This window comes from Ureaplasma parvum serovar 3 str. ATCC 27815 (genome assembly GCF_000019345.1).
Classification (GTDB): Bacteria; Bacillota_I; Bacilli_A; order Mycoplasmatales; family Mycoplasmoidaceae; genus Ureaplasma; species Ureaplasma parvum.
The window spans coordinates 645,280-670,236 of the sequence record NC_010503.1; the positions used below are offsets into that span (position 1 = coordinate 645,280).

Sequence of the window (24,957 nt, forward strand, 5' to 3'; positions counted from 1 at the left end):
ATAAAATATACTAAAAATTATATTTTTTTATTTATTAAAAATTTTTTAATTATTTTTATATAATCATCGATTCAACTATTAAAAATTATATTAACTTCTTCTCAAACATCGTTCTCATTAATTTTTATATCTAAAATATTAATTGTTTCAAGAGGAGACAAACTCCCTCCAGATTTAAAAAAACAGAAATATTTTTCTTTAGCGTTTGCTTTATTATTGAAAATTCTTATCGCATTAATTAATCCACAAATTTGTCCAATAACATATTTATATACATAAAAATTACCAGTATAAAAATGTGGAATGTTAATTAAAATTAAAGCGTTTGCTTCATCATATTTACTGATTTTGTTTTTATTATATTTATATCCTGTATAATCATGATTTATTTCTAGATAAGCTAAAACTATTTTATTTCAGCTAAATTCTTCACCTTGATTAATTCATTCATTGGCAACTCACTCAAAATTTGAAAAAATCGCTTGGCGTGTAGTTGTAGCAATAAAACCACTAATCATTTCATCTAAAATATAAAGACGCATTAAATCATCATTTTCGTATTTCTTTAATAAATGGTAATTCATTAAGATCTCATTAGTAATGGAAGCAATTTCTGCATAAAAGGTTTCATATTCATTATATACTTCTTGTGATTGATTAGCAAAATAAGTGTGTACAGAATGCCCTAATTCATGAACTAATGTTAAAATAGAATTATAAGTTTCATCATAATTCATTAAAATAAAAATTTTATCTAAGCCTTTAGTGTTACTTATAGAATATGCTCCAGAAATTTTATTATTATTTGGCATTCATGATATTCATTGCTCATTGAACGCTCTTTGTACAACATTTATATATTCACTACCTAATAATGCCAAAGCTTCTAAAGTTAAGTTTTTAGCAGATTCAATACTAAACATGTTTTTTTTATCAATTATATCTAAATTTTTATCTCATGGTTCAACTTTAGTTAATTGATATTGTTGTTTTAGAAATAATGTTCGATATTTTGTATATCTATTAATTCCTTTAGCAAATTTTTTTGTTTGTGTATAAATATGATTTATAAAATTTTTATCAACCTTATCACTAAAAGCATCCGCAGAAATATAATCCTTAAAATTATGTAATTTTGCTAACTCGTTTTGTTTAACATATTCATAATATAATAATTTACTAAAAGTATTACGTAAATCATATATCGCTTTAAAATGAGATTCATAAGCTGATTTTCGTAAAGCACGATCATTTGATTTAGATGCAACATAAAGATCAGTTTGATTTTTAAAACAAACTTTTTGTTTTTTATAGTTTATACCATCCTGATACTGCATATCTGAATCTAATAAAACATCAAAAATATCACCAAAACTTGAACTAAAACGGCTAATAGCTGTAACAACTTTTTGTTGTTGTTCATTTAAAATATGTTTTTCGTAACGTCATAATTCTTCATATTCTAATTGGTATTTAATTAATGAAGAATTTTTTAAATATGAATTAATTAAATCTTTATTTTTTATTGCTAAATTTTCAAAATTAATAAAAATTTTAGCTACACGATGTTGTTCATGTTCAATTTTTTGAGACCAAGCAAGCATTTCATTATCGATTAAATTTGTTTGCAATTTATTTGAAACATAATTGTTAATTCGATTACTAATTAATAAATTTTTTTCTGAAACTTCGTGAAAATTAATAAAATCATTTAAACTATTAATCCACTTTTCAAAAGCTTTTATTAATTCATTATTTGATTCAACAAATTCATTGAACAAAATATCTAGTTTCTTGCCTTTTAATAATGAATCTATATCTCAATCATATTTTTTATCATTAATATCATTCATTTAAACTAAATTTCCTTTTATAGAGTTATAGAAAAAAATGACCAAGTTTACTAAAAGACTTAGTCATTTTTTGTTTTTTGTTTTTTTAAAATTATTAATTACTTGTTTTAATTACGCTACCATGACCTACAGTTTTACCACCTTCACGGATTGAGAATTTAGATCCATCTTCAATCGCAACTGGAGCAATTAATTCTACAGTCATTTCAACGTCATCACCTGGCATAACCAAATCAACACCAGCAGGTAATGAAATAGCACCTGTTACATCTGTTGTTCTAAAATAGAATTGTGGACGGTATCCTGAAACAATAGGTGTATGACGTCCACCTTCTTCTTTTTTAAGAATATAAACTTTAGCAGTAAAAGTACGGTGAGGTTTAATTGATCCTGGTTTTACAAGTACTTGACCACGTTCAACATCTTCTTTTTTAATACCACGTAATAAAATACCAGCATTATCACCAGCTTCAGCTTGATCTAATGATTTTCTAAACATTTCAATTCCTGTAACAACAGTTTTTTGAGTGTCTTTTAGACCAACAATTTCAACCTCATCATTAACTTTTAATACACCACGTTCAACACGTCCAGTTACTACTGTACCACGTCCTGAAATTGTGAATACATCTTCAATTGCTAATAAGAATGGTTTGTCAGTACTACGTTCTGGTAATGGAATTCATGAATCAACTGCGTCCATTAATTCATCAATTTTTGCTTCTCAAACTGGATCTCCTTCTAAAGCCTTAAGACCTGAACCACGAATAACTGGTGTGTTATCGCCATCAAATCCATATTTAGATAATAATTCACGAACTTCCATTTCAACAAGATCTTGCATATCTGGATCTGTCATGAAATCACATTTGTTTAAGAAAACAACGATTTTTGGAACACCAACTTGACGTGCTAATAAAATATGTTCTTTAGTTTGAGCCATAACCCCATCAGATGCAGCAATAACTAAAATTGCTCCATCCATTTGTGCTGCCCCTGTAATCATATTTTTTACATAATCGGCATGTCCTGGACAGTCAACGTGTGCATAGTGACGTGTTTTTGTTTCATATTCAACGTGAGAAGCGTTAATTGTAATACCACGTTCTCTTTCTTCTGGTGTTTTATCAACATCAGCATATGATTGTGCAATAGCTTGTCCTTTTTTGGCAAGTACAGTACTAATTGCAGCTGTTAAAGTAGTTTTACCATGGTCAACGTGGCCTATAGTACCAATGTTAACGTGAGGTTTTGTTCTTTCAAATTTAGCTTTAGCCATTTTAAATCTCCTTAAAAATTAATTTATTTTCTAAATAATTTTTGAATACATAATAAAAGGTATTATACCTTATAATTATAACATTTTAACTTTTTAGATTATTAATTAAATACTTTATTGTTAATTGTTAAAATAATTATTTTTTTGCACGTGCTACCATTACTTCTTCAGTAACAGACTTAGGTGCTTGTGCATAGTGACTGAATTGCATAATATATTGACCACGTCCTTGTGTATTTGAACGTAAATCCGTTGCATATCCAAACATTTCTGATAGCGGAACTTTAGCTTTAATAGCTTGTGCATTACCACGTTGTTCTTGTCCTTCAATTACACCACGACGTTTTGAAATATCGCCCATTACCGTCCCAAAATAATCATCAGGTGTAGTTACATCAACTGACATAATAGGTTCTAATAAAACTGGTTTGCATACTTTTGCTGCTTCTTTAAAAGCAAGAGATGCAGCAATTTTATAAGCCATACCAGATGAATCAACATCATGATATGAACCATCAAAAATAGTTGCTTTAACGTCAATTGTTTGATAACCAGCAATTGGCCCTGATGTTAATGCCTCAATCAAGCCGTTTTCAACTTCTTTAATATATTCTTTTGGTACTTTACCACCTACAATGTTGTCAACAAATTCAAATCCTTTATCATGATTAGGTTCAAATTTAATTCAGACATGCCCATATTGACCACGTCCACCAGATTGCTTAATATACTTACCTTCAGCATCAGCAACTTCAGTAAATGTCTCACGATAACTAACTTGAGGAGCACCTACATTAACTTGAACATTAAATTCACGACGCATACGATCAACCAAAACATCTAAATGTAATTCACCCATTCCAGCAATAATAGTTTGACCTGTTTCTTCATTTGTGTATGTTCTAAAAGTTGGATCTTCTTCAGCTAATTTAGATAAAGCTAAACTCATCTTTTCTTGATCTGCTTTAGTTTTTGGTTCAACAGATAAAGAAATAACAGGTTCTGCAAATACCATTTGTTCTAAAATAACTGGTTTTTTTTCATCACAAATTGTATCACCAGTAGTAGTGTCTTTTAATCCAATTACAGCACAAATATCACCAGCACTAATTGAATCAATCTCATCACGGTTGTTTGAATGCATTTTTACAAGACGAGAAATTCTTTCTTTTTTATCTTTTGTTGCATTGTAAATATAAGTACCTTTGTCAAGTTTACCACTATATACACGAATATATGTTAAACGTCCAACAAAAGGATCAGTTGCGACTTTGAAGGCAAGGGCAGCAAATGGTTCATTTGGATCATTATGATATTCAATTGGATTACCATGATCATCAACACCTTTAATTGGTGGAACATCAATTGGTGAAGGTAAGAAATCAACAACTGCGTCTAATAATTTTTTAACACCTTTGTTTTTAAAAGCTGTACCACATAATACTGGGTATAATTCAGTTGAAATTACTCCTTTACGAATACATTTTTTAATATCTTCATGACTTAGTTCTTCACCAGATAAGTATTTTTCCATCACTTCATCATCAAAAACAGCTACATCATCGATCATTTGTGAACGCATTACTTGTGCTTTTGTTAAGTAATCAGCTGGAATATCTTCAATTTTATATTCTTCATCAGCTTTTCCATCATAAATATAAGCTTTCATTTCAATTAAATCAATACTTCCAACAAAATCGGCTTCAGCACCAATTGGAATTTGAATAGCTGTGGCTTTAACACCTAAACGATTCTTCATTGTCTCAATTGAGTAATAAAAATCAGCACCTGTTTTATCCATCTTATTAACAAAAACGATTCTTGGAACATTATATTTAGTAGCTTGTCTTCAGACTGTTTCAGTTTGTGGTTCAACTCCATTTTGACCATCTAGAACAGCGACAGCTCCATCTAAAACACGCAAAGAACGTTCTACTTCAACAGTAAAATCAACGTGTCCCGGTGTATCAATTAAATTTAAACTATGACCTTTTCATTTTGCATAAGTTGCTGCTGATGTAATGGTAATTCCACGTTCTTTTTCTTGTGCCATTCAATCCATTGTTGCAGCACCATCGTGAGTCTCTCCGATTTTATGATTCTTTCCTGTATGATATAAAATCCGTTCAGAGGTTGTTGTTTTACCAGCATCAATGTGTGCCATGATTCCAAAGTTACGAAATAATTTTAATTCTTTAGACATATATTAACAATTCCTTAAAACAAATTTTATCAACGTAGGTGTGCAAAAGCTTTATTTGCTTCTGCCATTTTATGAGTATCTTCTTTTTTCTTAATTGCTGCTCCTACATTATTTGAAGCATCAATAATTTCATGTGCTAATTTCTCAATCATTGTATGTTCGTGTCTTAAACGTGCATATAATGTAATTCATCTTAAACCTAAAGTCTGACGACGTTCTGGCGTTACTTCAGTTGGTACTTGAAAGTTTGAACCGCCAACACGTCTTACTTTAAGTTCAATAATTGGCATTACATTATCAATCGCCTTATTAAAAACTTCTAAAGCTGGTTTGCCAGTCTTTTGTTCAACAATCTCAAAGGCTGAATAAATAATAGATTGTGCTAATCCTTTTTTACCATCATACATAATAGCATTGATTAGTTTAGTTACAAGACGAGAGTTATATACTGGATCAGCTAAAACTTGTCTTTTTTGTGGTTTTAATTTTCTCATTTTTTTCGATCTCCTAACTAAATTTAATTATTTAGATGCTTCTTTTTTAGGACGTTTAGCACCGTATAGTGAACGTTGTTGACGACGTTTTTCAACACCTGATGCGTCGCCAGCACCACGAACAATATGATAACGAACCCCTGGTAAGTCTTTAACTCTTCCCCCACGAATAACTACGACACTGTGTTCTTGTAAGTTATGTCCTTCACCTGGAATGTAAGCTAAAACTTCAAAACCATTACTTAAACGAACTTTAGCATATTTACGTAAAGCTGAGTTAGGTTTTTTAGGTGTCATTGTACCAACTCTAGTACAAACACCAGATTTTAGAGGTGATGGGTTTTTTGTTGTTTTTTTATGTAATGAGTTGTATGTAAATAAAAGAGCAGGTGATTTAGTTTTTTTTACTTTAGGTGCTCGTTTATTACGAATCAATTGCGCAATTGTAGGCATGTAAATTTCCTTTCATTTTTTATGTTAATTATAGACAACGACTCCGTGCGTATCAAAAAAGTAAAATTACGATTGATAAAACACGTTACAAATTATAAACGAAAAAATTATAAAAGTAAATAAAAAAGAGCAAAAACAAATTTTTTACTCTTTTTTTAGGATTTAAATATGAAATTAAAAATTATTTATTTGCTTTTTGGTTCTCAATATAGTTGTTTTATGTAATCTTTTAGTGCTTTAGCTTGACCTTCTTTGCCTAATCCATAATAGCCTTTAGCGATTCCTGCTTCAAAACCACCATAAGATGAATTACCACCTATTAATACATAAGATTCTGATCAAGTTTCATCAGATTTCACCATTTGACCGTTTTGATTTTTTTCGTATTTAACACCTTTATTATTTATATCAAAATTACCAAATAATTTACCATATTCTTTTAATAATGCTACACGTTCACTATTAAGTTTACCTTTTGAAGCATTATCATTAAAGTCATCAAAATTATCACCAATACGCATTACAGTTTTTAAAACTACAGCATTACCACTACCGAATTCACTTAAATCATAACCTTGTGTACGCTTATTCATAGCATTCATACGGTCTTCTTTAGTAGATTTTACACGTTTTCCTTGTGCATCTTTTTTAATATTTGCTCATGGTTTATCGCTACTAAAATCTACTCCTTGCATTCAAAAAATTCATTTAGGTAATAAACTACGTTCTAAGCCTTCACTAACCAAGTTTTCAATAGTTGGATCGACTTGGTTTTCTTGTTCACGGTTTGAGTTGAACATTACGACTCCACCATGTTCTCAAACATATTTAATGAATTCAAAAGCTCCAGCTAATCGTTTTGAAACCTTGTCATTCACAAATGCATCTCAATCCTTTGGATTATAAGCTTTATTATTTAATAATTGATAGTTTTGATTAGCGTAATTATTTAAAATTGTTTCATCAATATCCATAAATACTACAGGAATTGCCTTATTACTTTCAGGATTAGAAACTGTTACCTTTGTAATATTACCATTTGAATCTTTTTCTACTTTTACTTTACTTGTATCAAAATCACTTTGTTTAATCATTGCATCAAATTGGTGTTTTGCACTATTATACTCTGTTAATAGCATCCCATCTTTTTCAGCACTTAATGTGTTTCAAATATTAGCTAATCAACGTTGGTTGTAAATAATTGATTCTGCACTATTATATGATTTTATTTCATTTTTTTCATTACTATGACTTATTTGAACCTTTGGTCCATCATTTAATTCAATATTGCTTATATTTAGTGTTGTTACATAAACAGCACCTTTTTTTAAATTAGCATCATCTGGTTTAATAATTACACGATCATCTTTTTTTGGTTCACGTGCTAATTTTACATAAACTCTACCATCCCTTAAAATCCCTGTAGATGATGTAAATTCAGCATTATTATCTTTATCAATAACACTAGTTTTAAAATTAAGATTTTGTAATGATTTTTTTTGGTTATCATCTAATTTAGTTCAATTTGTAATCTCATAAATTGCATAAACACCATTTTGAGTTCTAACAAAAGATGAACTTACAGTTGATTCGATATTAGAGTTAGTACAAGCAGTAGCTGTAGCAATAATACTTGTACTAACTATTATTGAACCTAATGATATAGCTCAAAATTTCTTATTTTTCAATAATTTCATAAAAACTCCTTAAACAAAAAACATCTTTTTTAAATTTTTAATACCAAAATTATAGTATGAAAAACCAATTATAAAGTAATGAAAAATTAAAAATATTAATAATAAAAATTTATTTATTTTTTTAAAAAATTAATTAAATTAAATCATGAATCTTATTGTATAATTATGAATTGTATATACAAGTAAACTACAATTTTTACTTTATAATTTCTATTCTACATCTCAATCTTCATTAAATAAAGCAATTGATAATACCAACGCAATAGCTTGAGTTCGTTTTTTAATTTGTTCTGGTTGAAGTTCTTCTTTATCACTTAATTTTAAACTCATAAGTGCTTCTTTAAATACATCTTCATTAACATCAATTTTATTAGATTTTAACTTTTCATTTATTTTTGTGAATTCATTGTAAAGTTTTGTTATTTGTTCCTCATTTAATCCTTTGTATAATCAAAGATTTTGAATGATAGGTGCATTTTTATAACGTTGTTTTTTATCTTTAAATTCTTTATTATTAAGAGCTGAGTTGTATTCTTTAGTAAGTGGTATTAAATTACCAATATTATTTTTAACAATATTAAATCTTTCATCTTTTAATGATTGTGAATACATGTGTTCAATTGTTAAATCTGCTTTTTCATTATCAGCATTACTTGGTGGATAAAAAAATACTTTTGTATCCTTATTTTTATTTATTTGCGTATCATCAAGAAAAAAAGTTAAATAAGTTTCAAATCTAATTAAATAAGCCAAATGAATATCACTAACCTTTTCATCAAGCATTTTGTTATAAAAATTTTTAATATTTTTTATTTCCATTTGATTATTGCTATTAAAAACATCTAAAAATTTTTTTGATAAATTAATATTTTTAATGGAATTTATATTGTTTTTGTTAATATCATTATCAATTAACTTAATTAATTTAATAACACTATTTAAAATACTTTGACCACGAGTATTTAATAAAACATTTCTCAATGAAAAATTAGCAATCACGCTAACATATTCTTCAATATTAATTCTTAATTTGCTTTTATCAAAATTACCATTGTTATCAAAATCATACAATACATCCTCAGTAAATATTTTCTCTAATAAATAAACTAATAAAGGAATATAATTCTTTTTCTTTTTGTTCGTTAAGATTAGTAAATAATCACTAATTAAATAAAAATTACAATTATTGTTTGTGAATTTATCTTTGATTGTTAAGTCATTGTAAATATCTATATATTTACTAAAATATTTCAAACACGCTTTTCAATTATTTTTTAAAGTAAATTTTTTATTAATAATTTCAATAATAAAAAATCAACTTTTATTATAATATTCATCATCTTTATCGTTTTTTTCAAATCTTTTTAAATCCTCATCTTTACAAAGATTTAAAGCACTTAATGAATCAACAAATTCGTTAAAACGTTTTACTTCAATAATATTTTCATCTTTTTTTAATAAAAATTTTTTCGTTATTAAATCATTATATTTCTGTTGGAATTCTTCTTTATTTTTAAAAATTGATTCTTTAAAATTTTCATATCAACAAAACTTATTTTTTAACAATTCAATAGCGTTAAGTTTTTTAGCATTAGTATTTAATGATTCAAAAGTTTTAAATTCATCAACATTTTTTAAAATAACTAAATTGAGGATTAAATTATTAAATAAGGCGTTAGCAAAATTCGCTCATTCTTTAAATTCTTTTGGTTTTTCTTCAAATCATTCAACAATATCTTTTAGATTCATAAAAATATGATTGTTTTTATTATCTAATTCATCATTAGATAATATTTGTTTTAAAGCTTCATAGTCAGGATTGCCACCAATACGACTAAAGCGATCAATTATAAACTCTCTGTTAAAAAAGATATCTTTTAAATGACTTAGTTGCTTTATTTGTTCGTTTGTAAATTTTGTTATTTCTTCTCTGTTGTTATACAAGAAAATAATAAATGCTTTTGTAATTAAAAATAAGGTTGTTAATCGTTGTTGACCATCAATAATTTGAATATTATCAATAGATTCTTCTTTAACTAAGACACTAATGATACTACCTAAAAAATGGTTTTCATTATTTTGTTTGTTACTAATATCATTAATATCTTCTAGCAATTTTTCAATATTATCAATTGTTCAAACATAATTACGTTGAAAAACTGGAATACTCATTTTAATTGTTTCATTCTTGTTTAAAAATTTAATCAATCATACTAAATTAAAAATATAAGCATCACCATTATCTGAAGCCAACTTCTTTGTACCATCTAATTTAGTCACTTCAATAGAATTGTCATTTGAAATTAATGGTAATTTTCAATTAGTAACTAATTCACACGAATCACTATATTCTTCAAAATTAAATTTTTTATTATCTTTTTCTTGTTGAGTTTTCGCTGTTCTTAAAAAATCTGGTTTATTTTTAGTTTTATTTATATTAGTTTGATTGTTTGGATTTGCTTTATTTTCATCATTAGTTTTTGCTCAATAGTTTTCAAATTTGGTAATTAATTCATTAGAAATTATTTGATCTTTAAAATAATTTTCAACAAATTCTTTATATTGTTTAAAATGCTTAAAATTGCTATCATTTTGCTTAGGTTCATAGTAGTATTCAAATAATTCTTTTTTAGTTAAATAATCATTGTGTTTTTTATAATGTAGTAATGATAAGAAAATAGTTAAAACAAAATCTTTATTTTTTTGATCTATTGTTTCATTTTGAAAAAAATCATTTAAATCTAAATTTCTTAAAAATTTATTAACAAAAACATTTGTGATGTGTTTATTGATGCTTTTTTCGGTGTTATCTGATACATTAAAAGTAAATATATAATCTTTAAGAGTGTCATTTTTGTATGTATTAATTGTTTTATTTTTATCACTATCTACAATAATTTGTAAATAATAAAGAACACGTATTAATTCATAAGATGAACGTTTAAAACTAAATTCAACTTTTTTTTGATTTTTATCATTAATTAAAATTTTTCATTCTTGATCATTAGTATCAAGGTGTAATTTCTCATTCGAAAAAATCTTTTTAACATTATTTTCATTGCAGATCAAATATTTAATAAATGTATTAATACTTGTACTTATTTTTCAAAACTTTAATTTAGCCATAAATTATTTATTAAATCTTTCTTGAATTAATTTCATTAAATAAACCATTACATCAACAACAATTGAATTTCCAGCTTGTTGATACATTTTAGCTTTTGATATTCCCTTAGCTTGAATCGCTTCAAAATCTTTTTCATTAAAGCCCATTAATAGATAGGCTTCACGATTTGTTAATAAACGAAAGTTTGCTTTTTTAGGTAAATTATTGTGATCTTTTTCACGATAATCATCACCTAAAATCGTATTTTTTAAATTGATATAACCACCATTAGGAAAACGATCTTGACGTGTTGTAATTGTTGAAGTACAATAACAATTAGGATTTAATAAATCATATTTTGGAATGACATATTTTATTCTTGAAAATGTGCGATTTGGTTGAGCTAAATATGCTTCTTGATAATATTTTTCAATTTTATAATTAGTTTTTAAAACATCCTTTAATTGTTTTTGTTTTCCATCAAAAATAGGTGCTTCTAAATCTAAAATATTTCCATTACTATCAATTAATCCATCATAGTTTAGAATCGAAATTGCATATACTCGTTTACGACGTTGTGCTGACCCATAATCAAGAGCGTTTAATTGAAAAGTACATGTACTATAACCTAATTGTTTTAAAGATTTGGTTCACATATCATAATCTAGCTTATGTTGTTTAGATAACATGTTATTAACGTTTTCTAATAAAAGAAATTGTGGTAATTGATTTAATTTTTGCAAATCGAATAAAATGCGTTCAATTTCTCATAGTAATCCAGAACGTGTACCGGATCCTTTTTTCATTCCAAAAGCTTTTTTACTAAAGCTTCCAGCTGTTGATAAGTCTTGACAAGGGAATGAATAAGTAAGTAAATCTATCCCTTTGTTCCCAACACTTTTTATTAACTGCTCACCAGTCACACTTAAAATACTTCCTAAATTATTAGAATTAAGATATGCATCATATAATTCACGTTTAATATTTTCGCTAAAAGAACTAATTTTTTTACGAATTGGGTCTTTACCATTTGATGAGTGATTAAATTTTTCTAAATAATTATCAATTCTATTAATATCAATATTTAAATTAATTTTTTTATGTGGATAATGAATTGTGTTATAAGAAATATTTGCATAAATATCTCATTCGCTTGTAGCAACAATTTTGTAGTCAAAGCCAAATTGTTTTTTTACAATTTCTAAAGCACGATGTTGTGCTCCAATTCCAGAAAAAGTTTCAAATACTCTTAAAACCTTAGTTTTATCTATGTTTTAACATTGAAATTATTTAAAAATGCTAAAATTAAATAATAATTGATGTTTTTGTATTAATTTCGTACGAATAAATTATTTAGAACAAAATGTGGACATTTATGAGCAAAAATAAAGCAGATAAAACTAAGGTTTTCTCTATTTTTTTGTAATTTAAATTAATATAATTTTAAAAATCCTATTGTTTTTTATATATTTATAATTTTTACATATGAAAAAATTTATAAATTATTTAAAAAATGTAAAAGGATATAGTGATGGTACAATTGCTATTTATCAAAAATATGTTAAAGTACTAATTGATAATAATTTAGATTATTTAAAAGCTATTAAAAAATATGAACATAACGCTAATGTTACTAAGCGCGTTGTTTTAAGTGCTTTTAAAGCATATTTAAAATTTATTAATCATAAAGATGCTATATTGATTGTTATGCCTAAAAAAGAAATTAAAGTAAAAGAATTTTTGACTTGAGATAATTTTTTAAAAATTATTAATAATATTAATCAAGCTACCTTTTTAGGTTTTCAGAAATATTTAATTTTAAGAATTTTATTTGAAACAGGCATTCGATCTTGTGAATTATTAAAACTAGAAATTAAAGATATTTATGAAAATAAGTTAAAAATTCATGGCAAAGGCAAAAAAGAACGCTTTGTTTATTTATCAAACGATTTACAAAATAATATTAAAAAATATATTGGTCAAATTAAAACAAAATATTTATTTAATTTTAGTTATAAAAATTTGTATCAAAAAGTTACTAGAATTAAAACTAATATTAGGCTAACGCCTCATATTTTACGTCGTAGTTTTGCTAACCATTGCATTAATAATGGTATTAATATTTATGATTTATCATTAGTTATGGGTCATAACAATATTAATTCAACAAGTTTATATTTAAATAAGGAAAGTAAATTAGTAGAATTAGATCATCTTTTTGATAATAAAAAAGTTAATTAATTTTATAAATATATAAAATAAAAAATCTACTTCAGTTTTGCACTAAAGTAGATAATATAATTCAATTCTAAATACCAACAAAAAACTAAATTAAAAATAAACTTTTTTTAGTTTTTGTTAATTAATGTCTTAAAGACCTAAATAATTTTTTAAAAAATCTAAAATATCTTCAGCTTTAATTTTTAGTTCTTGATAAAAATCTCGTTTTTGATCTTTGCTAAAATCATATAAATCAATATATACTTTAAATTTAGGTTCTGTTCCAGATAATCTAAATTTGATTGTTGAGTATTCGTCTAATTTTCATTCAAGATAAGATCCTTGTTCATGAAAAATAATGTTATGAATGGTGTATTGGGTTACTGTTTTAAATTCAAAATTTCTTAAGTTATTTAAAATAATAAGTGCTTTTTGTTTTCAGTTATCACCATCAATAACAAACTGAGTAGTTTTACTATATCAATTCCCATACTTAGCAAAAATCTCTTTTTTTAAAACGGTAAATAAATCAAGTTTTTGTTCATAATAATAATTAATCATTTCTAACAAAATAGACGCAGTTTGATATGAATCTTTATCATTATTAATATCAGATGGTAATGAACCAATTGCTTCTTCAAAACCAACAACCAAATTATGTGTTTTTTTACGATTGGCAATTAAATTACCATGATTTTTAAAACCTACATCTACATATAAAACATCACAATCAAAATTTTTAGCAAATAATTCTGGATAGCGTGTTGAAATAAATGTTGAAATAATATATGTAGGTTTAGTAAATTTTTTATGTTCTAATAAATAATGCGCAATTAAAACACCTGTTTGATTACCAGTCAAAAATTTTCAATAATTTTCATGACGTACAGCAATGGCCATTCGATCTCCATCAGGATCAGATGCAATCATTATTTCTGCGTTTGTATTGTCTGCATATTCAACACTTAAATCAAATGAACATTGTTCTTCTGGATTAGAACTTGGGTCATCATTAAAATTAGGATCTTCAAAATTTTGTTCGCTAACGCTAACCATATCATAACCAAGTGATTCTAAAAAAGGAATCATGTCCTTTGTTGTTGTTCCATGATGACCACTAAAAACAATTTTGAAGGGTTTTTTAATATTAGGATCAGTATTAATTAGTTGTGCTTTAACTGCATCAAAATAACTTTGAATTTGTTCTTTTGTTAAAAATCTAATATTATCTTGTTTAAATTCAAAGTTAAAATCCAATGCTTCTGTATATGATGGCATTAAAGATTCAATGAGATTAGTATCATCAACTAATGGCTGAGCACCATTAGCATTATAAACTTTAAAACCATTATAATTTTTAGGATTATGAGAAGCGGTGATCATAATTCCAGCTCCTGCTTGTAATTGATTAATTAAAAATGAAGTAATTGGAGTTGATAACATCCCATAATCTTCATTAATATAAACAGTATAATCAAAACTACTAAAAATTTCAGCAACTAGTTTCAAATTTTCACGTGAGCCAAAGCGGTTGTCTCGGCCAATAACAATAATTTTATTAAAATTCTTTTTCGTTTCTAAATATTCAATAAAACCTAATGTCAATTGAGTATAAGTTATTGCATTTAAATAACGAGTTCCTTCTTCATAAATACAACGTACACCTGATGTACCGAATTTAAATCGATAATTTTCATCAAAAATATGATCAATTTCTTTTTGAGTTTTATTCTTATATTCTTCTTTAATTACTTGAGGAATTTTTGGTGAATTTAATCAACAATTAAAAATTTTATTTGTATTTTCCATAATTTTATCTCCTTTCTTATTTTATAATGAATAACTATAGAGATATATTTGGATCTCATCCAAATGGTAATAATTGTTCAACATTATATTCTTTATAAGTACCATCATTGTTAAAAACGACGATTTTTGCATCCTTTTTAAAAAATTCAAAAATCACTTGACGACATGCACCACAAGGACTCGCAATATCACCATTATTTTTTGTAATTATATAAACTGTTTTAAATGTTTTTGCACCATTTGCAATTGCATTAAAGATTGCATTTCTTTCAGCACAAGAAGTTAATCCAAATGATCCATTTTCAACATTCACACCAGAGATAAATCCTAAATCAGTATCAACATAAGCAGCAACTGGATAATTTGAATAAGGACTATAACTTTTTTTTAATAACTCTAATAATCCCATATAAATATCATTATATTTCATACTTCAATAACTCCAAATGTTACAAATATCTAACACTATATTATAACATTTTGAAAAAAGTTATAACCTTTTAATAAATGATAAGAGTAAAAAAACCATCATTATTGATGGTTTTTATTTTAAATGGCAAGGGTAACAGGACTCGAACCCGCAACACGCAGATTTGGAGTCTGCTGTTCTACCAATTGAACTATACCCTTTTTTTGTAGTTTATTTATATGCTAACCTTGTTAAAACCAGGGCTTGTCCGTCTTTTACTACAATTGTATCTTCAATTCTTACACCACCAACATTTGGGATATAAATTCCTGGTTCAACAGTAACAACTGCATTTAATGGCAATTTATTAGGATTACCAGCATTAGTATTTGGTAATTCATGTACTTGTAAACCTACACCATGACCTGTTCCATGTGTGAAATAGCCCTTAAATTTAGAATTATCAACAATGTCGCGACATACTTTATCAACTTCTTGACCTGTTACTTTTGTACTCAATAGATTAATCCCTGCTGTTTGAGATTCAAGAACTTTATCATAAATTTCTTGCATTTGTGGATTTGCTTTATTTCCAACAATAAAAGATCTTGTAATATCAGAACAATAACCTTTATAAGTACAACCAATGTCAACAGTTACCATATCTCCATCTTCAATTACACGATTTCCTGGATGATGATGTGGTGATCCGCCATTTGGACCTGAAGCAATAATTGGATCAAATGAATTTAATTCTCCACCTAATTCTAACATATGTTTTGAAACTAATGTTGCAATTTCAAGTTCTGTTCGACCAATAATATCTTGTTCTCGAATTCAATTACATGTTAAAGCTGCAATATCAGCAGCTTTTTGTAAATATTCAAGTTCTTTTTCAGTTTTAATAGCACGTAATGTAGCTGATGTAAAAGGAGTAGTATTTTTTACTAATTTTTTTAACATTTCATGAACATCTAATGTTACATAATCAGCTTCAACTAATGCATTAGTAATATTTAATTCAACCATTGCGTCTTTTAGTAGATCAAAAGTTGATTTTTGTGGTGTGCGAGCTAATAAAATTACCTTTGCGTTTTTTACAGTTTCAGACGCTGCTGTATAATAACGAGCATCCACTAGATAAATTGCTTTACCATCTTTATTAATAAACACAAAACCATCACTTGAAGCAAATTCTAAAAATCAATAACGGTTATAATTAGAAAATAAAATCATACCGTCAGCGCCTTGTGCTTCATGTTCTTTAATTGTTTTTAAAACTTGTTGTAATTTGAAATCACTCATAATTTAATACCTATTTTTTCTTAATTTCAACGTGAGTTGTTACTTTTCGACATTTAGGACAAAATTTATTTAAAGAAAGTCTGTCTGGATTATTTTTTGCATTTTTTGTAGTAATGTAATTAATACTTTTACTCTCATTACATTGTAATCTAACGCCTCGTTTAATCGCCATTATGTAGTCACCTCTTCGAACAATAATCTATTAATTATATTAAAAATAAAGCTATTTAACTTATTTTTTTAATCTAATCTTGTTTTCTAACATATTTATAAAATCTGTAATAGAAACTGTTGTCGTTTTTTCACTACCATAGCAACGGTAAGTAACCATTTTGTTGTTTTTAATTTCTTCATCACCAATAACAATTTGATAAGGGATTTTTTGAATTTGAGCTTCACGAATTTTTTTTGATAAACGCTCATTACGTAAATCTACATTACTACGAATTAAATGCTTTCTTAACTTAATATTTAGCTCCTTTACATAATCAGTATGTAAATTTTCATTAACAGGAATGATAACTACTTGAATAGGTGATAATCAAAGCGGTAAAATACCTTTAGTTTGTTCTAATAAAATTGCTAATAAACGTTCATAAGTTCCAATAATACCAATATGAATCATTACCGGTACGCTTTGTTCATTACTTTCATTAATATAAGTTAAATTAAAACGGTTTGGTAATAAAAAATCTAATTGGATAGTTGAAACTGTAATAATTCGATTTAAAACAGTTTTAACCTGAAAATCGATTTTTGGACCATAAAATGCCGCTTCTCCTACCATCTCCTTATAAGGAATATTGTGATCTTTTAACATTTTACGTAACACATTTTGTGATTGTTCTCACATTTGAGGATCATCATAATATTTTTCTTTATCATTAGGATCATTTAAAGATAAATGAATTTCAAATGTTTTAATACCCAATCCTTCTTGAGCTTCTTGAATCATTTTAAAAGCATTAATAACTTCATGTTCAATTTGATCAAAGCGACAAAAAACATGACAATCTTCTAAAATCATCTCACGAACCCGCTCAAAGCCTGTTAATCCACCTGATGATTCATAACGATGTAAAATTGAATGTTCACTTAAACGAATTGGTAAACTTCGATATGAACGAAGTTCATTAGAGTAAACTAATGTATGATGAGGACATGTCATTGGACGAAGTACTAAGATTTCATTATCAATTTGTACTGGTGAAAAAATATTATCTTTATAATGATCTCAGTGTCCACTCGTTTTATATAAATCTATACTACCTAATATAGGCGTAATAACAGTATCAAAATTAAATTGAAATTCAACTTCATTAATAAACTTTTGTACCTGATTTTTAATAATGGTTCCATTAGGTAATCAAATTGGTAATCCTTGGCCTGCTAGATTATTAAAAGTAAATAAGTTTAAATCTTTACCAATTTTACGATGATCACGTTCTTTTCGTTCTTGTAAATCTTTTAAATAAGCGTCTAATTGATCTTGATCACTAAAAGCAACCCCATAAATACGAATTAATTGATCATTATTTGCATCACCTCGTCAATATGAACCTGCAATATTTAATAATTTAATTGCCTTGATCTCTTTTGTGTTTTGTACATGCGGGCCTTTACATAAGTCAAACCATTTACCTGAGTGATAAATTGAAAGTGAATTATTTTTATTTTGTTCAATAATATCTAATTTATATTTATTGTGTTTAAACAATTCCTTTGCTTTTTCATAAGTAACTTGTTCATAATCAAACGTTAAAGCTTGAGTAGTAATTTTCTTCATTTCTTTTTCAATTTTTAATAAATCTAAAGGGGTAATTGAGGTATTTGGATCATTTAGATTAAAATCATAATAAAACCCCTCATCAATCGTTGGCCCAATCGCAAGGCTTAAGTTAGGATAAAATTTTGTTAGTGCCATTGCTAAAAGATGTGCAGCACTGTGATTTAGTTTTTGATCAAACTTATACATAAATACCTCGATAAAATATTTTTGATATTATTTTTATTTACTAAGTATATTATATAACGTTATATTAATATAATAATTCTATAAAATCCATATTTTGCTAAAATATAATTTGTTTTAAACCTATATTAAAATAATTAAGTAAGGACAAGGTTATGAAAAAATCATTTTTAATCATGACAGATTCATCAACGACTTTAGATCGTGAATGAGCTAAAAATAATGATGTTATGATTCTGCCGCTTTCTATTTTACGAAGTGATCATACTTTAATTGTAGATGATGGTATAGAATCAAAGCCAGAGCGAATTTATGAAGACATTGATAATGGATACACCTTTCAAACAAGTTGTACACCATATGGTGTTTTAATTGAAGCTATTGAACAAAAACTACAAGAATATGAAAAAATTATTTTTATTGGCATCTCTAGTGGATTTAGTAGTCAATTCAATAATGCAAAAAATTTAGAGAAAGAATATCAAGACAAATTATTTGTTGTAGACACAGAAGACTTTGGCTATTCCTTAGAACATCTAGTTTACAAAATTAAAGCAATGTTAAGCAATAATATTAGTTTTGGTGATATTTTAAAAATGATTAACAAACACCATGATTATACAAGTAGTTTTTTAGCATGTGAAAATATTACTGGCCTTGTTCGTTCTGGTCGAATCCCTAAAATCATTGGTACTATGTTAAAATTAAGTAAAGTAACACCCATAATTAAAGCTGAATGAAAAAATCACCGTGCGGGAATGGCATTAAATATTCGTTCTGCACCCCATAAAATTCTTGAAAATATTAACCATGTTTTTGATAATCAACTAAATAATCATACAATTGAAAAAGTATGTATTCTACAAGCGGGATTATCAAGTGAAAGAATTGATGAACTAAAAAATGATGTAATTAACCATTTTCATGTTGATAAGGAAAAGATTGTAATTAGATCTGGTCCTCCAATCTTTTTAGTATATGTTTGAAAAGGAGCATTAGGTATTCAAGTGATAGCTAATATTCCAAAAAAACATGTTGAAAAAAAACATTAATAATAGACTTTATACAAATATAATCCACAAGCGGGTGCTAATTTAATACTAGCACCCTTTTTGGGGTATATTAATAATTCATGAATTTTTGCTAAACTTATTTTATTAAAAGCATAATCTAAACAAGAAGCAACGATCATACGAACCATGTTTTTTAAAAAACCATTTGCATTAATATAAATTATTAAGTGTGTATCTCTTTTGATTTTAACTCAATTAATGCGACGTATTGTCATTGTTAATTCACTAGTTGAAAACGATTTAAAATCATGTTCGCCAACAAACAATTCTAATGCTTCTAATATTTTTTGATCATTAATTTTTTGATTAACAAAAAGTTCATAATTATTTCTAAACAAATCAAATTCATAATCATTAATGACATATTGATATGTTTTAGAAGTAGCATTATATTGAGCATGAAATGAATCATCAACCTTTTGCACTTCTAAAATTTGAATATCAGAACTAGTTCGTGAGCAAAGTGCTTGATAAATAATGTGCGAATCATATTTTAACGCACTATGTTTAACACTAAAGGTTTGCTCGTAAGCGTGTACACCTTTATCAGTACGTCCTGAACCAATAATCCTGATATTATTAATTTTAAAAATTGATTTAAAAATTTCTTCTAAATCCCCTTGAACCGTTCTTTTTTGTGGTTGTCTAGCTCATCCATAAAATAAACTACCATCATAACGAAGACTAATTTTATAATTCATAATTATTAATTCCTATTCCAATAAATAAAAAATAACCTGTTTAACAAGTTATTTCATCAAATTACTTAGCAAACAATGCACTTGCTTCAAATACACCAAATGGAGTGAAATAAAATTTAATCACGGCCAATGATATTAAAAATCCAACGAGAATACACAAAATTCCAAATAAAGCATAATCTGCTAGGTTTAATGGAAAAGTACGATAACGTGTTCGTGCATAACGAGGGTTATAAGAACGTGCTTCCATAGCATTTGCTAAATCTTCTGCTTTTTTAAAAGCAATTGAAAATAATGGTACAACTAGTGAAATTAATGATTTTAATTTTTGAATAGGTCCGCCATTATTAAAATCAACACCACGTGAAGCTTGTGCATTTAATATTCTTTTTGATTCATCTAATAATGACGGAATAAAACGTAATGCAATTGAAATCATCATTGAAGCCTCAGCAACAGGCAATCGTAAAATTTTAAAAGGACTTAACAAATCTTCCAAACCATTTGTCAATTCAATAGATGAAGTCGTAGCTGTTAGAATTGATGATAAGGTTATCATTAAAAAAATTTTTATTGATATATAAACAGCTAATTGAATAGCAATAGGACTTAAAGCGAAAGGACTTCGTGTATAAAATAAAGCGGTTTGAGCCTTACCTAATTGATCACCTACACCTGACAAAATTAAACCTTGATATTTAATACCATTGATCTTTCATAAATTCGTTGACATATAATATGATAAATGACTTAATGGCACTTCAAGTTTTCCAGATTTTAAGGTACTATTACCATAAATTGGATAAAAATTATTCAATCGAACATCTTGGTTTAACGCATTAAAAGTACTTTCTAATTTTTTAACAGTTACGTTATTTTCATTTAAAAATTTAGCAACATTATAATCGGGTTTATCAATTAGTTTTTTAATAATCTCAGGACTAATATAATTTTTAATTTCTCCACCTCAAATATTCGAAACTAAATTTTGGGGATGAGTTGATGAAATATCATTATAAAATAAATTAAATGATAAATTTCTATTAATAGGACCATTAATTCAACTATTATTACCTAAAATTACTTTAGCTTGATCTGTGACATTATAAATAGCAATAGGATCTTTATATGTCATTCAATTAATAAGTAGTAGGATAATGAACAACATAACGACGGATTTAAAAACATTTCATAAAGTACGCTTAGGTAATTTAGCTACAAAAAAGACGATTAAAATAAAAATTCCAATAATCATTTGCGCAAAAAAGCCAAGTGGTAAAAAAATCATAGCAATTAATAAAATAAAAGAAATAAATTTAATTGCTGGATTTAAACGATGAATTGGTGAACGTCGAAACACATAAGCATTAGCACTCATTTATTTTTCTCCTTTTTTAAATTCGATGATAGCATCTGCTAACTCTTCAATTGTGCGTGGTTGTTTTTGTTTTAGAATTTCATATTTAAGATCTTTTTTAATCAATTCATTAATAACTGCAATTACACGAGGAACTTGAATTGAAGTTGAATTAATAATGTGTTGATCAAAAAAAATTTCATAAGGTGTCCCTGTTTTAATAATTTCACCTTCATCCATTACAATCACTTCATCAGCAACTTCAAGCACATGTTCCATAGTATGGGTAATAACAAAAACTGTTTTATTATTTGCTTTCGCATCTAAAATAATTTGCATCATTTCGTGTTCACCTGCAGGATCTAAACCAGCTGTTGGTTCATCAAAAACTAAAATATCATTTTGGATTGCTAAAATTCCAGCAATTGCTACTCGGCGTTTTTGGCCTCCAGATAATCCAAAAGGTGAGCGTTCTAAATAATCATCTCCTAAACCTAATTTATTTAAATAAAATTTAGCTCGTTTTTTAGCTTCGCTTTTTTTTACACCTAAATTAACTGGACCAAACATGATGTCTTTTTCAATAGTATCCTTAAACAATTGGTATTCAGGGAATTGGAATACAAAACCAACACGTCTACGTAATTCTTTAAACCGCTTTATTTTTTTTGATAAATGATAGTTCGTCTTAATTTCTTTTTTAATAAATTCAAAACGTTGTAACTCTTCATAATTCATCTTATCATTAATTTCTAATATAACATTTTTATCAACACGAACTACTGCTATTTTAGTGTTTTCTCTTACATAAGGATTTGTAATTAATTCATGATTATTTTTTGTTTTAATAAATTTTAAACTAATTGGTTTTTGTTTAAAATTTGCTTCAAACAAAATCCGTGCTTGTTGAATATTAACTTCATTAGAAAATAAAACTAGAAAGGTCCATTGATCTAGTTGATTCCGTCATAATAAATTAATAATTTTTTTATCATATGAATCAATCACTCCTAATAATTGGCGTTCAAAATCAAAATGATCACCAGAAACAATATCACCGACTTGAACGAAACCATAACGCGAGATCATTAATCCATTAAAATGAGTAACTAGCGTAGATTTACCAGAACCAGAATTTCCAATAATAAAATAGATTTTATTTTTTTTAAAATCATACGAAATATTATTTAATGCGACTAATTGATTTTCTTGTTTTTCATCATAAACAGCATATAAATTTTTTACACGAACACTAATATCATTAGATATTGGTCGTGGTACTTTAAGTTTTCTTTTGAAAAAATAATCCATTAATTTTTGCATATTTTTTCAATTAACTCCTCATTATTCAAAGTTAAATCAATTTTTAACCCCTTTTCCTTTAAGGTTTTTGCTAATTTTAATGTAAATGGAATATCTAATTGCATTTTTAATAAACGTTCTTCATTAGCAAAAATTTCTTGTGGTGTACCTATATATTGAACTTCGCCATTTGACATGACAATAACTTTATCAGCTTTAACTACTTCTTCCATATCATGAGTAATAGAAATAATTGTTTTTTTTGCAACATCACGCAATGAAACCATTAATTCTTTTAATTCATTTTTTCCTTTGGGATCTAACATACTTGTGGATTCATCAAAAATAATCACTTTAGGATTAATTGCTAAAACAGAAGCAATTGCAACTCTTTGTTTTTGACCGCCAGATAGTTCAAGTGATTCTTTTTTTAATAGATCTTCAATTCCCGTTGCAACAGCTGCATCATTAATAATATCTCACATTTTATTTGGCGGAACCTTACGATTTTCTAAACCAAAAGCAATATCATCTTCAGCCGTAATACCTACAAATTGATTATCAGGATTCTGAAAAACAATTCCGATATTATTTCGCAAATATTTTAAATTAGCAGCACTTATCTCAATTCCAAAAAGTTTAATTACACCGCTTTTAGGTTTTAATAATCCTGTTAAAACCTTAGATATCGTTGATTTTCCAGAACCATTATGACCAATAACACAAACATATTCATTGTCATTAATTGTAAATGAAACATTTTTTAAAATCATTCGTTCTTCTGTATAAGCAAAATAAACATTTTCAAATTCAATGGCAACACTTGAATCATTAATAATCTTATCTAATGATGAAATTTGATAATTATGAGTATTTTTATCATTATGACTCATTTAATCAACTCCTTAAAGAAGATATTTATATATTATATTATGTTTTTTAATAAAACATATATAAAGGCAATTAAAAATAGGTAAATAAAAGGTGTTAGATAACTAACACCTTTCACATGTTTTATTATAAATAAAAAATTTAATTATTATTAATAACAACTTTTATTCCAGGACCCATTGTAGGTGAAACAGCAATATTTTGAATATATTGACCCTTTACAGTCGCTGGTTTTTTTGATTTAATTAAGTTTAATAATGCATTAGCATTTTCTTCAATTTTAGTTGTTTCAAATGAAACACGACCAATACTCATATGGATATTTCCATAAGTATCTGTACGGTATTCAATTCGACCTCTTTTAAATTCTTCTACAGCTTTTAGAACATCATTTGTAACTGTTCCAATTTTTGGATTAGGCATTAGTCCACGAGGCCCCAATACTTTTCCTAATTTAGCTAATAATGGCATCATTTTTTGGTTAGTAATAATTACATCAATTTGGTTTAACATCTTTTCAATATTTTGAATGTAATCTGCTCCACCAAAATAATCAGCACCAACTGAAGCAGCCTCTTCTTTGGTAATATCTTCACTTAAAACAAGAACTCGTACATTTTTACCATTACCGTTTGGCAATGAAATTGACCCACGTAATTGTTGTTCAACTTTAGTAGTATCTAAATTCAATTTAATAGCGATATTAATTGATCCATCAAATTTAGTAATTGACTTCTCTTGTGCTAATTTAATTGCATCAAATAATGGGTAAGCTTTTTGCTTATCAATTCCTTCATAAGCAGCAAATAATTTTTTAGAAATTTTAGCCATGA

The 24,957-nt window shown here is 26.7% G+C and carries 20 protein-coding genes and 1 tRNA gene; 2 read left to right on the plus strand and 19 right to left on the minus strand.

Annotation, left to right across the window (positions count from 1 at the left end; all coding sequences use genetic code 4):
- Positions 1 to 17: 17 nt before the first annotated feature.
- The 8 genes from pepF to dcm form a co-directional block, all read right to left on the minus strand.
- Positions 18 to 1,853, minus strand: a complete 1,836-nt coding sequence (gene pepF, locus UPA3_RS02790; RefSeq protein WP_006688433.1) for an oligoendopeptidase F — start codon at positions 1,851 to 1,853, stop codon at positions 18 to 20.
- Positions 1,854 to 1,947: 94 nt separating this feature from the next.
- A complete protein-coding gene (gene tuf, locus UPA3_RS02795) occupies positions 1,948 to 3,132 on the minus strand; it encodes an elongation factor Tu (protein WP_006688507.1) in 1,185 nt (394 codons plus the stop codon).
- Between the two features lie 136 nt (positions 3,133 to 3,268).
- Complete coding sequence (gene fusA / locus UPA3_RS02800) at positions 3,269 to 5,335, minus strand: elongation factor G (protein WP_006688607.1); 2,067 nt, start codon at positions 5,333 to 5,335, stop codon at positions 3,269 to 3,271.
- Between the two features lie 26 nt (positions 5,336 to 5,361).
- A complete protein-coding gene (rpsG, locus tag UPA3_RS02805) occupies positions 5,362 to 5,829 on the minus strand; it encodes a 30S ribosomal protein S7 (RefSeq protein WP_004026103.1) in 468 nt (155 codons plus the stop codon).
- Positions 5,830 to 5,856: 27 nt separating this feature from the next.
- Positions 5,857 to 6,282 carry a 30S ribosomal protein S12 gene (gene rpsL / locus UPA3_RS02810; RefSeq protein ID WP_004026220.1) on the minus strand — a complete coding sequence of 142 codons (426 nt, stop codon included), beginning with the start codon at positions 6,280 to 6,282 and terminating at the stop codon, positions 5,857 to 5,859.
- A gap of 185 nt (positions 6,283 to 6,467) precedes the next feature.
- Positions 6,468 to 7,979 carry an HAD family acid phosphatase gene (locus UPA3_RS02815; protein ID WP_006688770.1) on the minus strand — a complete coding sequence of 504 codons (1,512 nt, stop codon included), beginning with the start codon at positions 7,977 to 7,979 and terminating at the stop codon, positions 6,468 to 6,470.
- Positions 7,980 to 8,189: 210 nt separating this feature from the next.
- Entirely contained in the window at positions 8,190 to 11,105 is a 2,916-nt protein-coding gene (locus tag UPA3_RS02820; RefSeq protein WP_010891809.1) for a DUF262 domain-containing protein, read from the minus strand.
- 3 nt (positions 11,106 to 11,108) lie between these two features.
- Entirely contained in the window at positions 11,109 to 12,356 is a 1,248-nt protein-coding gene (dcm, locus tag UPA3_RS02825) for a DNA cytosine methyltransferase (RefSeq protein ID WP_311590532.1), read from the minus strand.
- 214 nt (positions 12,357 to 12,570) lie between these two features.
- On the opposite strand from dcm, the gene UPA3_RS02830 reads away from it, so the two are divergent.
- Positions 12,571 to 13,326, plus strand: coding sequence for a tyrosine-type recombinase/integrase (locus UPA3_RS02830; protein WP_006688485.1), 756 nt, complete (start codon positions 12,571 to 12,573; stop codon positions 13,324 to 13,326).
- Positions 13,327 to 13,455: 129 nt separating this feature from the next.
- Here UPA3_RS02830 and UPA3_RS02835 read toward each other — a convergent pair whose 3' ends face one another.
- From UPA3_RS02835 to thrS, 6 genes are all read right to left on the minus strand, one after another.
- Positions 13,456 to 15,114 carry a phospho-sugar mutase gene (locus tag UPA3_RS02835; RefSeq protein ID WP_010891810.1) on the minus strand — a complete coding sequence of 553 codons (1,659 nt, stop codon included), beginning with the start codon at positions 15,112 to 15,114 and terminating at the stop codon, positions 13,456 to 13,458.
- Between the two features lie 34 nt (positions 15,115 to 15,148).
- Positions 15,149 to 15,544, minus strand: coding sequence for a cytidine deaminase (cdd, locus tag UPA3_RS02840; RefSeq protein ID WP_006688691.1), 396 nt, complete (start codon positions 15,542 to 15,544; stop codon positions 15,149 to 15,151).
- Positions 15,545 to 15,668: 124 nt separating this feature from the next.
- Positions 15,669 to 15,744: transfer RNA gene (locus UPA3_RS02845), tRNA-Trp, on the minus strand.
- 10 nt (positions 15,745 to 15,754) lie between these two features.
- Complete coding sequence (locus UPA3_RS02850; protein ID WP_006688572.1) at positions 15,755 to 16,828, minus strand: aminopeptidase P family protein; 1,074 nt, start codon at positions 16,826 to 16,828, stop codon at positions 15,755 to 15,757.
- Positions 16,829 to 16,838: 10 nt separating this feature from the next.
- A complete protein-coding gene (rpmG, locus tag UPA3_RS02855; RefSeq protein ID WP_006688661.1) occupies positions 16,839 to 17,000 on the minus strand; it encodes a 50S ribosomal protein L33 in 162 nt (53 codons plus the stop codon).
- Positions 17,001 to 17,060: 60 nt separating this feature from the next.
- On the minus strand, positions 17,061 to 18,803 hold the full coding sequence (thrS, locus tag UPA3_RS02860) for a threonine--tRNA ligase (protein WP_006688784.1): 1,743 nt from the start codon (positions 18,801 to 18,803) through the stop codon (positions 17,061 to 17,063).
- A gap of 152 nt (positions 18,804 to 18,955) precedes the next feature.
- Between thrS and UPA3_RS02865 the strand changes: the two genes are divergently transcribed.
- The gene (locus UPA3_RS02865) at positions 18,956 to 19,852 is read left to right on the plus strand and encodes a DegV family protein (RefSeq protein WP_006688585.1); all 897 of its coding nucleotides are present in this window, start codon (positions 18,956 to 18,958) and stop codon (positions 19,850 to 19,852) included.
- Here UPA3_RS02865 and truA read toward each other — a convergent pair.
- The 5 genes from truA to rplA all read right to left on the minus strand — a co-directional run bounded on the left by truA (position 19,849) and on the right by rplA (position 24,955).
- Positions 19,849 to 20,574, minus strand: coding sequence for a tRNA pseudouridine(38-40) synthase TruA (gene truA, locus UPA3_RS02870; protein ID WP_006689087.1), 726 nt, complete (start codon positions 20,572 to 20,574; stop codon positions 19,849 to 19,851). The two genes, UPA3_RS02865 and truA, sit on opposite strands and share 4 nt — an antisense overlap.
- Positions 20,575 to 20,635: 61 nt before the next feature.
- Entirely contained in the window at positions 20,636 to 21,952 is a 1,317-nt protein-coding gene (locus UPA3_RS02875) for an energy-coupling factor transporter transmembrane component T (protein ID WP_006688626.1), read from the minus strand.
- On the minus strand, positions 21,953 to 23,254 hold the full coding sequence (locus tag UPA3_RS02880) for an ATP-binding cassette domain-containing protein (protein ID WP_006688554.1): 1,302 nt from the start codon (positions 23,252 to 23,254) through the stop codon (positions 21,953 to 21,955).
- A complete protein-coding gene (locus UPA3_RS02885; RefSeq protein ID WP_006688425.1) occupies positions 23,242 to 24,126 on the minus strand; it encodes an energy-coupling factor transporter ATPase in 885 nt (294 codons plus the stop codon). The genes UPA3_RS02880 and UPA3_RS02885 overlap by 13 nt, the downstream gene beginning before the upstream one ends.
- 139 nt (positions 24,127 to 24,265) lie before the next feature.
- Positions 24,266 to 24,955, minus strand: a complete 690-nt coding sequence (gene rplA / locus UPA3_RS02890) for a 50S ribosomal protein L1 (RefSeq protein WP_006688527.1) — start codon at positions 24,953 to 24,955, stop codon at positions 24,266 to 24,268.
- Between the last annotated feature and the right edge of the window lie 2 nt (positions 24,956 to 24,957).